The sequence below is a fragment of the Geminicoccus harenae genome, from assembly GCF_019800005.1.
In the GTDB taxonomy this organism is placed as follows: domain Bacteria; phylum Pseudomonadota; class Alphaproteobacteria; order Geminicoccales; family Geminicoccaceae; genus Geminicoccus; species Geminicoccus harenae.
In genome coordinates this window covers 63,894-78,688 of sequence record NZ_JABGCL010000009.1, presented here as the reverse complement: position 1 = coordinate 78,688, position 14,795 = coordinate 63,894, and the positions used below count along the sequence as shown (strand labels likewise).

The 14,795-nt window shown below is 65.2% G+C and carries 12 protein-coding genes and 2 pseudogenes; 7 read left to right on the top strand and 7 right to left on the bottom strand.

Annotated features, from left to right (window positions below; all coding sequences use genetic code 11):
- Position 1: 1 nt before the first annotated feature.
- The 4 genes from HLA95_RS10380 to HLA95_RS10365 all read right to left on the bottom strand — a co-directional run bounded on the left by HLA95_RS10380 (position 2) and on the right by HLA95_RS10365 (position 3,608).
- Positions 2-814 (bottom strand): bifunctional DNA primase/polymerase, encoded by an 813-nt coding sequence (locus tag HLA95_RS10380; RefSeq protein ID WP_191057505.1) that lies wholly within the window; start codon positions 812-814, stop codon positions 2-4.
- 1 nt (position 815) lies between these two features.
- Positions 816-1,043, bottom strand: a complete 228-nt coding sequence (locus HLA95_RS10375; protein ID WP_191057504.1) for a hypothetical protein — start codon at positions 1,041-1,043, stop codon at positions 816-818.
- Between the two features lie 112 nt (positions 1,044-1,155).
- Positions 1,156-1,356, bottom strand: coding sequence for a helix-turn-helix transcriptional regulator (locus tag HLA95_RS10370; protein WP_191057503.1), 201 nt, complete (start codon positions 1,354-1,356; stop codon positions 1,156-1,158).
- 935 nt (positions 1,357-2,291) lie between these two features.
- Positions 2,292-3,608 carry a tyrosine-type recombinase/integrase gene (locus HLA95_RS10365; RefSeq protein WP_191057502.1) on the bottom strand — a complete coding sequence of 439 codons (1,317 nt, stop codon included), beginning with the start codon at positions 3,606-3,608 and terminating at the stop codon, positions 2,292-2,294.
- A 259-nt stretch (positions 3,609-3,867) separates the two neighbouring features.
- Here HLA95_RS10365 and HLA95_RS10360 point away from each other — a divergent pair, with 259 nt between their 5' ends.
- The 5 genes and pseudogenes from HLA95_RS10360 (at position 3,868) to HLA95_RS29100 (ending at position 6,165) form a co-directional block, all read left to right on the top strand.
- Positions 3,868-4,206, top strand: coding sequence for a hypothetical protein (locus tag HLA95_RS10360; protein WP_191057501.1), 339 nt, complete (start codon positions 3,868-3,870; stop codon positions 4,204-4,206).
- Between the two features lie 27 nt (positions 4,207-4,233).
- The gene (locus tag HLA95_RS10355) at positions 4,234-4,461 is read left to right on the top strand and encodes a hypothetical protein (RefSeq protein WP_191062060.1); all 228 of its coding nucleotides are present in this window, start codon (positions 4,234-4,236) and stop codon (positions 4,459-4,461) included.
- Between the two features lie 249 nt (positions 4,462-4,710).
- Positions 4,711-5,118 (top strand): annotated as a pseudogene (locus HLA95_RS29290) (calcium-binding protein); the annotation flags it as partial.
- 432 nt (positions 5,119-5,550) lie between these two features.
- Positions 5,551-5,628: pseudogene (locus HLA95_RS29285) on the top strand (hypothetical protein); the annotation flags it as partial.
- Positions 5,614-6,165 (top strand): calcium-binding protein, encoded by a 552-nt coding sequence (locus tag HLA95_RS29100; protein ID WP_369076371.1) that lies wholly within the window; start codon positions 5,614-5,616, stop codon positions 6,163-6,165. The pseudogene HLA95_RS29285 and the gene HLA95_RS29100, both read left to right, overlap by 15 nt.
- A 353-nt stretch (positions 6,166-6,518) precedes the next feature.
- Here HLA95_RS29100 and HLA95_RS10345 read toward each other — a convergent pair whose 3' ends face one another.
- The 3 genes from HLA95_RS10345 to HLA95_RS10335 all read right to left on the bottom strand — a co-directional run bounded on the left by HLA95_RS10345 (position 6,519) and on the right by HLA95_RS10335 (position 8,906).
- Positions 6,519-7,988 (bottom strand): sulfatase-like hydrolase/transferase, encoded by a 1,470-nt coding sequence (locus HLA95_RS10345; RefSeq protein WP_191057498.1) that lies wholly within the window; start codon positions 7,986-7,988, stop codon positions 6,519-6,521.
- Between the two features lie 176 nt (positions 7,989-8,164).
- The gene (locus HLA95_RS10340; RefSeq protein WP_222183244.1) at positions 8,165-8,443 is read right to left on the bottom strand and encodes a hypothetical protein; all 279 of its coding nucleotides are present in this window, start codon (positions 8,441-8,443) and stop codon (positions 8,165-8,167) included.
- Positions 8,444-8,699: 256 nt separating this feature from the next.
- Positions 8,700-8,906 carry a hypothetical protein gene (locus tag HLA95_RS10335; protein ID WP_191057497.1) on the bottom strand — a complete coding sequence of 69 codons (207 nt, stop codon included), beginning with the start codon at positions 8,904-8,906 and terminating at the stop codon, positions 8,700-8,702.
- 264 nt (positions 8,907-9,170) lie between these two features.
- Between HLA95_RS10335 and HLA95_RS10330 the strand changes: the two genes are divergently transcribed.
- Positions 9,171-11,603, top strand: coding sequence for a hybrid sensor histidine kinase/response regulator (locus tag HLA95_RS10330; protein ID WP_191057496.1), 2,433 nt, complete (start codon positions 9,171-9,173; stop codon positions 11,601-11,603).
- 862 nt (positions 11,604-12,465) lie between these two features.
- Positions 12,466-14,745, top strand: coding sequence for a UDP-galactopyranose mutase (glf, locus tag HLA95_RS10325; protein ID WP_191057495.1), 2,280 nt, complete (start codon positions 12,466-12,468; stop codon positions 14,743-14,745).
- The last annotated feature ends 50 nt before the right edge of the window (positions 14,746-14,795 follow it).

The following is a 14,795-nucleotide window of genomic DNA, read 5'->3' as shown; positions in this document are numbered from 1 at the left end:
ACTACGCCACCTCGCGCGGATGAGCGGCGCCATAGGCCATGCCGCTGCGGATGGTGGGGATCGCCTCCTTGGGGTGCAGGCCCATCTCGCGTGCTGTGAGCTCGAGGAGGTCCGCCACCGCTTGGCCTTCCAGGAGGCCGGCACCCACCAGGGAGCCCAGACGCACCGCCGAGGCGTGCAGGGCGTGGTTGCGCCCACCTTCCGCGGTGCCCGCCAGCTGGTGCAGCTCATCGTCCAGCGCCGCCCGGGCATAGCGGCCGGTGCGGTGGTCGATTCGGACCGGTGGCCCAGATGGCGGGGGAGGGGGCGGCCGCAAGGCATCGGTCCATTTCACCGGCAGAACGGCGACGCCGGTGTCCGGGTGGTGGATCCAGCGCCGGCCGGGCGTTCTTCCCTCCAGCGGGAGGACAGCCAGTGCGGTACCCGCCCGGATCTCGATGCCGGGAGCGATGACCCGAGAGCGCAGGCCGCCTGGGTCCTGGAACAAGAGATGCTGCCCTCCGGATGGGGTGGTGCTCATGGCGGTCTTCGGCAGCGGGCCGAGACGCTCCAGGAGTTCGGAGAAGGCAGCCTCGCCCGAGGTGGCATGTGCTCCGCCGGCCGTGCCCTCGATGTCCAGGCAGACGATTCCGGCACCGCCGAGATGGACCGCCAGCGCAGCTCGTGGCCAGCGGCGCAGCCAGCCGCACTGTTCGTCTTCGTCGGCGGTGGCTCGATCGGGCCAGGCCTTCAGGAGGGGCAGCTTGTCGGTCCCAACCGGCACGGCCGGCCAATTGCGGCAGGCGCTGCAGAACCTAGGGAGCGGGTCGTTCATCTCATGCTCCCAGCAGCTCGGGCCAAGCCCGAAACGCCGCATCGATATCCGAGGGCACCGCGAGCTTCTGGGCGGCGAGCCCCATGGCCAGAGCCTTGGCGAGATCCGGGGAAGGCTCGGCGGCGAGAAGCGCCTGCACGCTCTCGGGCCGGATGACCGTGCCATCGCGGATGGCGTCGACCACATCTTGAGCCCCACGCAGCCAGGCCAGGATATCCAGTGCGTGCACTGGCTCGGCAGGCGTGATAGTAGACGCGCGGCATTGTTCCTGAGGGCCGGCTCCTGCAAGAGCTGGCCCTCCGCCGTTTCTAGGCAGAGGCATTGCATTGTTCCTTGCCGCGTCAGGCGGCCTTGGAGGTACGGGCGTCGAGCCAGGCGTTGAGGTCGGCGACGCGGTAGCCGATCCGCTTTTCGGACAGCTTCACGTAGCGCGGACCAGTGCCGGCCCAGCGCATCCGGCGGACGGTTACCACGGCCACCTTCAGGAGCTTGGCGGCCTCGATTTCGGTGACGACTGCAAGCGGGTCAGTGCTCTCGTGCATCCTCGCCATTCCCTATGTGATCGGCGAGTAGCACTTCTATGCACCATCTCCTGCTTCGTCGTCGCGCGTAATTCGCTCCCTCTTGGGAGGAGTTATGCGCCAGGCATGCCGAAGCGTGTGGCGTAAAGCTCCGTCAGATCCCGACGTGATCCAGTCCGGGCGGCCGCTTCCTCGAGAGGGGGGAACGAAGCGCCCTAGTCCTAGAAGATCGGCGACATCGCATAGGAACCTGACCCCCGGCGGGTCGACCTCGCGCTTGCTCCCCTGGAGCTGACAAGGGCCACGACCTGGCGCCCAGTCCAGCCAGAGCGGTTCAACCGCGGCTCGCAGGGCACTGCCCCTGGAACTCTCCCGCTTCCTGCCAGCCCCACGCGTGCGATCTGGCCCCTGCTTCTTCAGCTTCCGTGCTGCTTGCAAGCAGGCACGAATGATCTTTGCTCGATCGGGCTCGCTGGGTGCAGCTGCGAATAGCTCTTTCCGAACCCACTTCGGCTGGTCGAGAATCGATCGAAGCTGCTCTTCGATCTGCTCGAAAGCCTCAGACCACTCCTTGGGCGTGGGAGAAACCGTGACCTCATGCTCGAAGCGCTGGAAACGGATCAGGGCATCACGCAGCTGGTTGCACCGATCCTCCGACGGTTCGATGTCATGATGCCGTAGAAGGGCCGCAAGTTCATCGTCTTCGAGCTTCCTGATCCTGAGAGGGCTATGGCCACTCCTGGAGCCTTTGCGCTTCGCGCGCCTAACAGCGGTGGCCTCGCCTTGTGCAGCCGTAGCTTCTCGGTCGCCCTGTACGTCTGAATCTCTCGCCTGTGGCGCCCTCTCGTTCTCAGTGGTATCTGCCATTTCGCTGATCCTTCAGCATGGCCGGGCGGGCGTCTCTTCCAGGATGGGCCCGTCCGGCCGAGATGCCCGGAAGCGCCGGGCCCGCTCTCCTACCGGCGCAGCGCCACCACGTTGGTAGCGGCCGCTTGGCCGGTCAGAAGCCTGTCGATCCAGCCGGCGTATGCCTTCCACGCGCGGGCCATCGGCTCGGCATAGGTGGCGCGGTTGTAGACGCTGGCGACGCCGGTGTTCCGCCGCTCCTGGTGGTTGAGGCAGGCCTCGACCACGTGCGGCAGGATCTCGAGCTGCTCGGCGCAGACCGTGGCGAAGGTCCGGCGGAAGTCGTGCAGCGTCCAGGGCTTCAGGTGATCCTTCGCCGTCGGCTTGTCGCGCCCGTCGGCATGCGCGGCCGCGGCAGCGATCCGGGCATCGAGGCGCCACTTCGCGCGGGTCCACCCCTGATAGCCGCTTTCGCCTCTTCCCTTGCCGAACACCAGATCGCGCACATGCCTTGCGGTGCCTTCGCCCACCTGGCGCTTTGGCTGCTCTGCCAGGATGGCCTGGGCAAGCGGTGCCAGCGTCACCAGGTGAGGCGTCTTGTTCTTCGTCCGCTGCCCGGGGATGGTCCACGTCGTGCCATCCGCAGACAGCTCCGACCAACGCATGTCGCCGATCTCCTGGCGCCGGCAGGCGGTCAGGATCAGCAGCCGGACGATGCGGCCGAACTCGCCTTCGTCAGCGCTCGCCTGCCAGATCGCCAGCAGCTCGCCGGGAGCGAGAACGCGATCGCGCGCGACTTCCGTGTTGGGTTCTATCCCGATTACGGGGTTGGCCGGCACGCGGCCGCGGGTGAGGGCCCAGGTGAACAGGGCAGACAGCGCCGCCCGCGCCCGGTTCGCCGATACCGGCCCGCTCGTCTCGGTGAGCTCGTCCAGGCGCCTGGCGATGTCGGCCCGGGTGATCGACCGAGCGGAGCGCCCGTGGAGCGGCTTGCAGTGCACCAGGAGGTGGCGTCGGACCTCGCGCGCCGTTGCCGGCCGCAGCCGCTTCTCCGCCTGCGCCAGGTACGCCTCGATCAGGCTGCCGATATTCTCCCGCGCGTCGTCGTGACGCTGACTCTTCGCTGCCTGTGGATCATCGCCGGCCTTGGCATCCTGCAGAGCCTTCGCCGCCGCCGATCTGGCGCTCGCCAGACCTTCGGACGATGCAGGCCCGAGCGTCACCTGCCGCGATCGCCCTCCGACCCGAAACTTGACGATGAAGTTCCTCGACCCGCCGTCGCGCAGGCGGACGCCAAAGCCCTTTAGCTCGGTGTCCCAGACGGTGTGCTCCGACTGGCCCTCGGGCATCCGAAGCCGCTGGATCGCTTCCTTCGTGAGCTTCCGCCGCTCTGGCATGTCGGCCCCTGGTGAGCGCTTGGTGAGCAAACTTCGCTCATCAGCCTGACTATGAACGACTACTGATGAGCACGTTCTACAGCAGTGATAGCCGGAACATTGCCTGCAGTACAAGGGCCAATGTTCACTCTTGGGCACACGAGGTACTTGCTGATCAACCTGCACCGCAGACTACGGATCAGAAGGTTAGGAGTTCGAGTCTTCTCGGGCGCGCCATTCTTCTCAATGAGTTAGCTGGTTTCTGGTACCTGAAGGGGACGGCCTCAGGTACCGTGCAGGGGCCAGGCTGGTGACAGGTGCGCTCGTCGATATGGCGAGCGTCATCGTCGCATACTTCGCATGGCTGAAGGAATGGCAGACCCTCGCGGGTGCCATCTTCGGCTTCAGCGGTATCATCCTCACTCTCTGGTACAACTCCGGTCAGGAGCGGCGTCGGTACAGGACCGGACGTCAATGCTACCTGTCTGCCATCCGCGCCGAGTTGGAGAACTACCAGGACGAGCTTGCGTCGATGGTGCGGCTGAGGAAGCCATCCGCCCACCTGATCGAGGCAGGTCTAAAGGCAGGGAGCAAAGGCGAGCCTCCAACTGCTGAAGAGGCTCCTGCTAGGACGGCAACCTCGCCTTGAACACCAGCGGCTCCAGGAGCACGGGCAATGGCTGAGAATGCGGCGAAGAGCGCCATTCTGGCGGCATTGGCGGATGGGCACGAACTATCAGGCCCAGCCCTGCGCGAACGCGCGAAGTTGAGCGACGACGATTTTTATGAGGTGATCCTGCAGTTGGAGACGGAGCGGCGGGTGAAGAGCCGCTGGGCAGTTGGCTTGAGCCCCATGGTGCGTCTCTATCGGCTTGCAGGGGTCGAGGTTGCTCCTGACGCTTAAGGCACAATAGCAAGGGGCAGTTCAGTCGCCGTTCGATCCCGCTGATCTGCTGGCGGCGCTCCATCGAGCTTTGTCCAAAGCCGACGTGGAGTTCATCGAAGCTGGCGTACGGCTGAGAGAGCAGACTGCCAGCAACAGTACATCGTCCTGATCCTGCTGCAGAAAACTTCCTCTTCCCTTGAGCATTACCGGCAAGTTAGCTGGTCGCCACGCAGATTCAGCCCTTCTACACAATCAAAAGGGGCAATTATGGCGACACTCGCTGGCACGGTAGCGCCAGAACGCATCGTTGGCTCACAAGAAAACGATGTAATTTCTTCCAGCCGTGGAAACGACATAGTGCTTGGCTTGGTCGGACATGACCGCCTCTATGGCGAGCAGGGCGACGACTTCCTGTATGGTCAGGAAGGTGATGACCGCATCGAGGGCGGGATCGGCCGCGACACGCTGTTTGGCGGCGCCGGTAACGACACGATGTTCGGGAACGAGTCGCCCGATCATCTCATCGGCGGGGCCGGTAACGATCACCTTCTCGGTGGCCAAGGCGATGACGTCCTCCGTGGCAACATCGGTGACGACATCCTCCGCGGAAATGAAGGGAACGATACACTTCACGGCGGAGATGGAAACGATCTGCTGGTTGGCAGTACCGGCGCCGACCGTCTGATCGGCGGCACGGGCAACGACATCTACCAGTTCGAGCCCGGACAGGGCGTGGAGGTGGTCGTCGACTCCGGTGGAACAGACCGGATCGAGTTCGGCGGTGGCATCCGCTACGAAGACCTGATGTTCAGAACGAGCGGCGCTGACCTCTTCATCTCCCACCGGACCGAGAATGGCGCGACACTGCAAGTGCAACTGGTCGGCCAAGTTGCCCGTGGCGGAATCGAGCATCTCTACCTCCCGCAGTTCGACGCGCCACGGGTCTGGGATGGTCAGGCGTTCATGCAGGTCGACAATCCGCCGCCGCTCACACCACCTCCTGCGCCTCCGCCGCCACCTCCAGCGCCACCCTCGCCGCCGCCACCTCCTCCGCCATCACCTCCGCCTCCTCCACCACCACCGCCAGCCGGTGGGGGCACTGACGGAAATGACGAGCTCTGGGGAACCAGTGGCCCCGACCGGCTGGCCGGAGGAGCAGGCGATGACAGCATCATCGGCCTTGGCGGAAACGATGCACTGAGTGGCGGATCGGGGGACGACACTCTGGTTGGTATGGAAGGGGATGATATACTGGAAGGTGGTGCTGGAGGAGACATATTCATCGGAGGTCTAGGATCAGATCTGATGATCGGGGGTGCAGGAGTCGACTTATTCGGAGCAATTATTTCCTGGGGTGATGCGATACCGAACGGAGGCCACATATTTGTTAATGACTATGTTGAGGGTGAGGATTTCATCGCTCTAGGAGTCGATATACGAAATTATCGGTCGTCTTCGGGTGAGATCATATCCGGATTGAATGCCGACAATCTTTGGATGAGGTACATTCTAGATACTAGCGGCAATGGCCTCATCGATGAGGGCGATCTCAGGGTTAGCACCGCCGATCTTGACGGAAAGCCCAGCCTGATGATCGATTTGGGCGGCTATATCGATGCGTTCTTGGATGCTCGGCACCCAGCTCATGACGTGATTGGTCCGGCGATTGTCACCATAGTCGGCGTCACGAGTCTAACTGCTCCACTTGATCCGCCTGCCTGAAGATCTGGAACAAGATATCGATTCGGCCCCCACCTTGGTGCCCACGCACGCACCAAGGTGGGGGGTTGGCAGCATGATCTAAGTGACGAAAAGCTTCAGCAACGTTGAGGCAATACCGTGATGCCGAAAGGCTGGCTCACCTCATCTTCTGCCTGAACCTCCCCCTCCCGCAACACTCCTTGCGCTTCAGCCGCGGCTCCAACCCCGGCAGCGTCTTGTCGCGGCCGTACCTCTGCATCCAGACGTCCTTGATCACCGGGGAGCCGCGCTGGCAGCGGTCGCACCAGGCATCGACGCCCACGTGCAACGGCAACTCGTGAAGGCCGGCAAGCCGCCCGTAGATCGCGGGTCATCTAGAGCGCGCACTGCTGCCCGAGCTGCTCGGGGCTCACTGGCTGTTGCTTGGTCGGCTCCAGCCAGTCAGCGAAGGTGCTCTGCGCCGGCAGCAGCGGCAGCTGCGTACCAATGTAGGTGTTGAACACCACGCGATACAAATTGACGAGGTTGAGGTCAGGGGGAAGAGCCTGTTGTAGTCGGCCATCGCTAGCATAGACAGCGAGCAGGGGTGAGAAGCGCTCGGCAGCGCAAGTGTACTCGAGGCTGTTCTGGTCGAACTGCATGCCGCCGCCATGGTCGCCATGGACAAGGATCACCTTCGGGTCCGGGACCTCCTGCACGAGCCGGGTCAGGTAGGCCAAGACCAGCTGGTTGGTGAATTGGAGCTTCTCGACGTAGCCGTCACGGTAGATCCGCCTGCGCTCGGGGTTGCCATCGGTGAAGTGGGAGCCGTCGGCCAGCCCTCTCCAGCCGCCTTCTGGCTCCATCGGCTCGCCATGTCGGTTCACGTCGAACGGCGGGTGCGGGGCCAGAGCGTGAACATAGAGGAAGAACGGGCTGGTCAGCTCGCGCTCGTAGGGTGTCTCGAACATGTCGCGCGGCAGGCTGGCTTCCACGAAGCCCAACCTCAGGGCCAGCCGGTGCAGGAGACTGCGCTCAAGGGTCGTCATGCCGAAGTTGCTGATCCAGTGGCGCCCCAGCAGGCGGTCGACCTGATCCATCCGGATGGGATCGTAGCGTACGTCGAGGGCGGCGGTCTGGTAGCCAAGTCGGGACAGGGCACCCATCACCGGGTTGTCCTGCAGCTGCTTACGCAGGCTGCGCCGCAGCGACACCCCCGGCGGCAATGGCGCCTGCGGATCAAGGTAGTCCGTGGACAGCACGCTGGTCATAGCCAGCATGGTCTGGTTGTAAGGCGTGGTCGCCCTGTCGGCGACGGCGAAGTTCAGCCGGCGCAGGCTGTCCAGAAACGGCGTGTTGTCGAAGCCGTAGAGGTTGGTCAGTACGTCCTGACGCGAGTAGGCGTCGAGCACCACGTGGACAATGTTGGGCAGAGAACCGACGGGGCGGGCGGCGGCCAGCAGACTATCACGTTGCTCGGCGGCAAGCGTACGCACCGTTGCATCGTCAGCCTCGGCTTCCTGCCAAAGCAGTGTTGCCAAGGGCAGAGCCAGCATCACGCCTGCGATGACGTTGGCGATTCGTGTCAGGTTCGGGCCTGGGCGGGCAAGCATGACGATGAGGATGGCGAGGACGAGCAGGACCGCAAGGAGAAGGACGTCGGGCAGCGGGCCGCTCAGACGGCCGATCGTCGCGTTGAAGAAGATCTGCAGGCGGTCAAAGTGGTAGACCAGGATGACGATCAGCGTGGTGCACAGCGCGCCGCGGTAGATGTCCCTCAGCACCGCACCAGAAAGAGCCGTCAGCAGCAGCGCCACCAGAAAACCGGCGATGGCAGGGCGCAACGCAGCCTGGACGTCCGTCATGCCAAGGTCGCTGGCCATCAGGTACAGGGGATAATGGATAGCCAGAAGCAGAGGATAGAGTGGCAGAACCGATGGCATTCTGAACACGAGCAGATCCCCTAGCAGCCTACCGAGGAGGGTAGGGTGCGGAGAACGCCTTTTCCATGAGTCATGGGCAGCGCAATCGGTTGCGTAGGCTACGGTTGGTCCCGTGGCTCGCCTGGGCCGATCGCCGGTGCCCAAAGGAACTTCAGCGCCCAGGGCAGGAACAGGACGTAAAGGAAGCTGAGGCGATCCAGCGCCATGCCGGCGTCGCGCAGCACGGTCGGCAGGGCCGTCTGCACCATGCAACCGGCGATCGCCTGCGCGGCATAGAGGCCGCCGAACAGGCAGGCGAGCAGCAGCATGCCCGACCTTGCCGGCCCTTCCGGCGTTGCCACCCGTTCCCCCACTTCCAGCCCGGCCTGCGCGGGCATGGGTGGGAAGTGCCGAGCAAGAGCGAATGGGCGCTACCGCGATCGGTGCCGGACCCGACGCGTTCGGTTCCTTGTCTCGTCTGAGCTTCAGCTACTACGGCAACCGTTCGGCCACACCGCCACGTGGGTCGCATATGGCGAGAGCCCATTGGCGATCAGGCGCTGGTACTCGCCGAGCCAGGAGCCGCACCGCTCCACCTTCTGCCCCTCGGGCTGCCCTTGCGCCCCGTCCATGCAGGGCAATGGCGCTTGCGTCTCACCAGCGGCCGATCTGCTCGCTCATCTTCCGGCACTCCTCCGGCACTGTGGTGGTCATGTCGTGCTGCGCCTTCCAGGCCTGGCCTCTAACCACTGCCGGCGGCCGGATGATCGGTGTCTCCTGACGACCAGCGCCGAAGGGCCGGGAAGGCGCATTTGTCTTGGCTACGGCCTCGTCGCGCAGGGCAGGATGTGGATGCTCCATCCTCCCTTCCTCGAACCAGTGCAGGGCAGCCGCAGGCGATCGGTGCGACGAGACATCGGTTGACGCCGGGCCACGGGCATGTGCGGTTCCTGGGAGGCCGGCAGCATTACCGCAAGACCCATCGTGAAGCCGGTCCTCCGGCAGACAGGTCTTTCGCCCGCCGGGGCTCGAGCGATTGGTGTACTCTCGGAAAGTCTGATGTGGATGCGTCGATGGGGCAGGCGATCGTCCTGGCCGCCTTACACAACTGCATTGTTGAGCACCTTGCTGACCCTGTTGATGGGTGCCGGCATTGCGGGAGTCTTTCTGACCGAGAGCCGGCGGCAGGCGCTGGTTGCGTCCGAGCATGAGCTGGCAGCCATCAGCCGAGCCGCCAGCGGCGCCACGCAGCGCGCCCTGGCGACGCTCGATCTCATCGTGACGGTTGCGGCCGAGGAGTTCCGCCAGGGTCATGCGACCTTGGAAGAGGTTCTCCCGTGGCTGCAGGGCCACGCTTCATCAGACACGCAGCTGCGTGCACTCGATGACGCTCTCCTGATCGGTCCGGATGGCCGGGTGGCCTTTTCAACCTCGAGGGCCGAGGTGGGTATCGACCTGAGCGACCGCGACTATGTCCGTCATCACCAGGAGCACCCCGACAGCCGCATGTTCATCGGCCGGCCCATCATTGCCCGGACCGGCGACAAGGGCTGGGTCGTCCCGCTGGGCTGGGCACTGCGCCGACAGGATGGCGAACTGGCCGCCATCTTCGCTCCCGCCATCGACTGGGAACTCTACACCCACATCTTCGCCGGGCTCCTGCTCCGACCCGACCAGCGGCTGGTCCTCGTCGACCTGGACGGCCATGTCTACGCCCGCGATGCAGCGCACTGGCCGGACCGCAACATGCCGCCGGCTCGACCGGTCTGGCTGGACGAGTGGTTGGCGCAGCCGTCCCCGCCGTCGGCCGCCAACGGCTTTGTCGTCTCTGCTACGCCCGTGCCGGGCACCCATCTGCAACTGGTGGCCGCGGAGCCGACCGAGCGCGTCCTGGAGGCGTGGCGACGCCAGGCGTGGGTAGCCGGTGGTGCCGTCGGCGTGATCGCCTTGGTCATGGGGCTGCTCAGCTGGTGGCGGCAGTGCCAGAGCATGGCGCTGCGGCAGGCGTTGCACGCGGCCGAAGCGGCCAAGGCGGAAGCCGAGCGGAGCGAGCAGGCGAAGGGACAGTTCCTGGCGGCGATGAGCCACGAGATCAGGACGCCGATGACCGCCGTGCTGGGCATGAGCGAGCTCCTGACCAGGGAACCCCTGAGCAGCCGGCAGCAGGACCAGGTCCGTGCCATCCGTTCCTCCGGCCAGCATCTGCTGCACATCATCAACGACATCCTGGACTTCTCGCGGCTGGAAGCCGGCGGGGTCGCGCTGGAGCAGGTCGACTTCTCCCTGGCGACGCTGCTGGAGGATGTGCGCCTGCTCATGCTGCCACAGGCGGCCGAGCGCGGCCTCGCCCTGACCCTCGATCTCGACGCGCATTCCCCGCCGGTGGTGCGCGGCGATCCGACCCGCCTGCAGCAGGTCCTCATCAACCTGGTCGGCAACGGCCTGAAGTTCACCAGCAGCGGCGGGGTGAGCGTCGTCGTCGAATGCGGCGCCCTTCAGGACGGGACCGTGCCGTTCCGCTTCGAGGTGCGCGATACCGGCATCGGCATCCCTGAAGAGAATCAAAAAGGCCTGTTCCAGGCATTCACCCAGGCCGACCAGACGATCGCGCGCCGGTTCGGCGGCACCGGCCTGGGCTTGGCCATCAGCCAGTACCTGGTCATGGCCATGGGCGGCGAGATCGGGGTCACGAGCCGGCCCGGCAAGGGGAGCTGCTTCTTCTTCGAGATCCGGCTGCCGATCGGCTCGATCCTCACCCCCAGCAAGGGCGGCCAGGTCTCCAGGTCATTGCGGCCGCTGCGGATCCTGGTGGCGGATGACGTGGCCCTGAACCGCGAGCTCCTGCAGGTTTCCCTGGAGCAGAACGGCCATCAGGTCCTGCTGGTGGAGAATGGCGAGCAGGCGGTGGCACAGGTCGGCCAGGACCGCTTCGACGTGGTACTGATGGATGTGCAGATGCCGGTCATGGACGGCATCGAGGCCACCCGGCGGATCCGGCTGCTGCCACGGCCGACCGGCCAGGTGCCGATCGTGGCGCTGACGGCCAACGTGATGGAGGCGGAGCAGCAACGCTGCCTGGCGGCCGGCATGAACCGGGTCCTGACCAAGCCGATCGACTGGGACCGGCTGTTCAATACGCTTGCGGCGGTCACGGAGGGGGTAGAACGAGCCGAGACATCGGCGACCGCGGCAGCGAGCGTGCCGGAGCAGGCTGCGGCGATCCTCGATCGGCAACGCATCGACGACCTGCGGAAGATGGCAGGCCCGGTCAAGCTGGCACAGTTCCTGGCCAACGCAATGGCGTCGGCGCAGTCACTGGCAGCCGAGGTGGAACGTCTGCAGGGCGACCTCGAGGCGGTCACCAGGCCGGCCCATCGCCTGGCCGGTACCGCCCCCAGCTTCGGCCTGCTGCGTATTGGTGTTACGGCGCGCGCGATCGAGCAGGCAGCGGCTGACGGTCACCCGGTCGAGGAACTGGTGATCCAGCTGCAGCAGGCCGTTCGCGACACCGAGGCTGAGATCGCGGCTTCAGCGACGACGGGACCACCTGCAGTGTAAGGGCGATGACCTCGTCTGGCGGTCGGCAGCCTGGACGCATCCTGCTCTTCCAGATCCCTTTTTCTGATGAGTCGCGTCTCATCGGCCAGTGTCGATGCATGGCTTTGATCGGCCCTTCTGCTTCCGACCCCAGCCTCTGCAGTCACGTTCCCTCCAATCGCCCGGCCGTCCGGCTTCCACCTTCACATGCTCGACCCGCACCGTTTGCTGGCCCTTGCCGCGAGGCTTGTTCAGCGTGTCCCTGAGCATGGCGTAGGTCCGCAGCAGCTTGTTCGCGAACCCTGGCGATGACTGCCGGCCTCGGAGGTCTGCCGGCAGCGGCAGCGTGAAGTCGTCGCTTGAGCGTGGGTAGCGACGTCAGGTCGTGCCGGTGGCGCTTACCTCCACCGGATCGAGACCTGGACCAGGCAGCCATCTGCGGGAATCGCCGGCTGGCAGGTGATCCGGTCCGTCCGGCGGCCATCGTCCTGTGCCGGGCGGATCCGGCCGCACCCAGGCCTGCCGCCGGACCTCGGATCCGCCTGCCAGGGGGTAGTTACTACAGTGATTGGTACGTAAATATGGCTGGAGCCGCCCGGTAGGAAAAGATGACTGGGGGGGGAAATGCGCAGATAAGCTGTATTATTTAACGATTCTTCATTTACATGCCCGGCCCTGGAACTGTCAGCCGCTGCCTCGGTTAGTTACGAGGCGCGCTTCGCAGTGGGGAGACAAGGCGTTGGATCCGTACATTCCAATCAAGATCACTGATTTTTCTGCATCCAATCCGACGACGAAAAGCTTGCCTCCAGTTGGATATGAGACAGTAATCTGTTTTTCTCATCTTAGATGGGACTTCGTCTTACAGAGGCCCCAACATCTGATGCGCAGGTTCGCCCGGCAGAAGCGAGTATTCTTCTTCGAAGAGTACATTCCCTGCGATCACCCGCTGCCTTATCTCGAGCATCATGCCTTCCCCGACGCCAACGTCATCGCCCTGCGGCCGCGCCTGCCGCACTGGTGGGATGCCCAGGCACGCGACCAGGCGTTGCGGGAAATGCTGAACATCCTCCTCGCCACCATCCGTGAGCCGCGGCCGCTGCTCTGGTTCTATACGCCGATGATGTTCAGCTTCGCGCGCGACATCGAGGCCGCCGGCATCGTCTATGACTGCATGGACGAGCTCAGCAACTTCCGTCAGGCCCCGCCGGAGCTGCGCACGCTGGAGGCGGAACTGATCCGCAAGGCGGACGTCGTCTTCACGGGCGGCCACAGCCTCTACGAGGCCAAGCGCCACCTGCACGACAACATCCATCCCTTTCCGTCGGCCGTGGACGTCGACCATTTCGCCCGGGCGCGCAGCGGCCCCGAAGCGGACTGCCCCGACCAGGCCGGGATCCCTGGGCCCCGGCTGGGCTTCTACGGGGTCGTGGACGAGCGTCTCGACCTCGACCTGCTGCGCCAGGTGGCGCAGGCGCGGCCGGACTGGAACCTGGTCATCGTCGGCCCGGTCGTGAAGATCAGCCCGGACGACCTGCCGAGGCTGCCCAACATCCACTATCTGGGTGCCAAGAACTACGCCGAGCTGCCGGATTATCTCGCCGGCTGGGACCTGGCGTTGATGCCGTTCGCGATCAACGAGGCGACGCGCTTCATCAGCCCGACCAAGACGCCCGAATATCTGGCCGGCGGCCGTGCGGTGGTGTCCACGCCGATCGTGGACGTCGTCCGGCATTATGGCGAGACGCCGGCGGTGGCGATCGCCGATACGGCGGATGGCTTCGTCGCAGCCTGCGCGCGGCTGCTCCAGGCCCCGGCGCCGGAGCGTGCGGCCGCCCGGCAGGAGGCCGACCGGCTGCTCGCCAGCATGTCGTGGGACCGGACCTTCGGCGCGATGGGCGACCTCATCAGCGAAGCGGTCACCCAGCGCGCGGCGCATCGGCAGGCATCGTCTGGCGCCAAGCCGCTGTCCTATCCTGCGGTCCGTCCCTCCAACCGGCGCCCCGCCTATGACGCGGTGGTGGTCGGCGCCGGCTTTGCCGGCTCCGTTCTGGCCGAGCGCCTGGCGGCCGGGTCCGGCAAGCGCGTGCTCGTGGTCGACCGCCGCCCGCACGTCGCCGGCAACGCCTTCGACCGCAAGGACGCGGCGGGCATCCTGATCCACCAGTACGGCCCGCATATCTTCCACACCAACAGCCAGCAGATCGTCGACTATCTGTCGCGCTTCACCCGCTGGCGACCTTACGAGCATCGCGTCCTCGCCAGCGTGGAAGGCCAGCTCCTGCCCATCCCGATCAACCGGACCACGCTGAACGGCCTGTACGGCCTCTCGCTGCGCACGGAGGAGGAGGCGGCTGCCTTCCTCGCCAGCCGGGCGGAGCCGATCGAGGCGAAGCGGACGTCCGAGGATGTCGTGGTGGCGACGGTCGGCCGGCATCTCTACGAGACCTTCTTCCGCGGCTACACCCGCAAGCAGTGGGGTCTGGACCCGTCGGAGCTGGACAAGTCGGTCACCTCCCGGATCCCGACCCGGACCAATACCGACGACCGCTACTTCCTGGACAGCTTCCAGGCGATGCCGCGCGACGGCTACACGCGCATGTTCGAGAACATGCTCGACCACGGCAATATCGAGCTTGAGCTAGGAGTCGATTATCAGGATGTCCGCAAGGACATCCGGGCAGCGCATACCATCTTCACCGGCCCGGTCGACGAGTATTTCGACTACCGCTTCGGCAAGCTGCCCTACCGGAGCCTGACCTTCCGGCACGAGACGCTCGACCAGCGCCGCTTCCAGCCGGTGGCCGTGGTCAACTACCCGTCCGAGCAGGTGCCCTATACCCGGATCACCGAGTACAAGCACCTGACGGGGCAGATCCACGAGAAGACCAGCATCAGCTACGAGTTCCCCTGCGCGGACGGCGACCCCTACTATCCGATCCCCCGCCCGCAGAACCAGGCGCTCTACCGGCAATATGCGGCGCTGGCCGAAAGGCAGCGCGACGTCACCTTTGTCGGCCGGCTCGGGACCTATCAATACTACAACATGGACCAGGTCGTGGGGCAGGCCCTGGCCACCTATCGGCGCCTGGCGGAGCGTGAGGAGCCCAGGCAGCAGCGGCCGGTGCATGCGACGGCGGTGGCCCTGGCCGATTCCGCGTGACGACCAGCCGGGTGCGGGTCCCGCACCCGGCACGGCCGCCTTCCTATGAA

What these genes read in the sequence shown, in the direction of transcription:
- HLA95_RS10355 (WP_191062060.1), top strand. Translation starts at nt 4,234, where the DNA reads ATGGCTGAGAATGCGGCGAAGAGCGCCATTCTGGCGGCATTGGCGGAT.
- HLA95_RS10345 (WP_191057498.1), bottom strand. Translation starts at nt 7,988, where the DNA reads ATGACGGACGTCCAGGCTGCGTTGCGCCCTGCCATCGCCGGTTTTCTG.
- HLA95_RS10380 (WP_191057505.1), bottom strand. Translation starts at nt 814, where the DNA reads ATGAACGACCCGCTCCCTAGGTTCTGCAGCGCCTGCCGCAATTGGCCG.
- HLA95_RS10335 (WP_191057497.1), bottom strand. Translation starts at nt 8,906, where the DNA reads ATGGAGCATCCACATCCTGCCCTGCGCGACGAGGCCGTAGCCAAGACA.
- HLA95_RS10340 (WP_222183244.1), bottom strand. Translation starts at nt 8,443, where the DNA reads ATGCCCGCGCAGGCCGGGCTGGAAGTGGGGGAACGGGTGGCAACGCCG.
- HLA95_RS10370 (WP_191057503.1), bottom strand. Translation starts at nt 1,356, where the DNA reads ATGCACGAGAGCACTGACCCGCTTGCAGTCGTCACCGAAATCGAGGCC.
- glf (WP_191057495.1), top strand. Translation starts at nt 12,466, where the DNA reads ATGCGCAGGTTCGCCCGGCAGAAGCGAGTATTCTTCTTCGAAGAGTAC.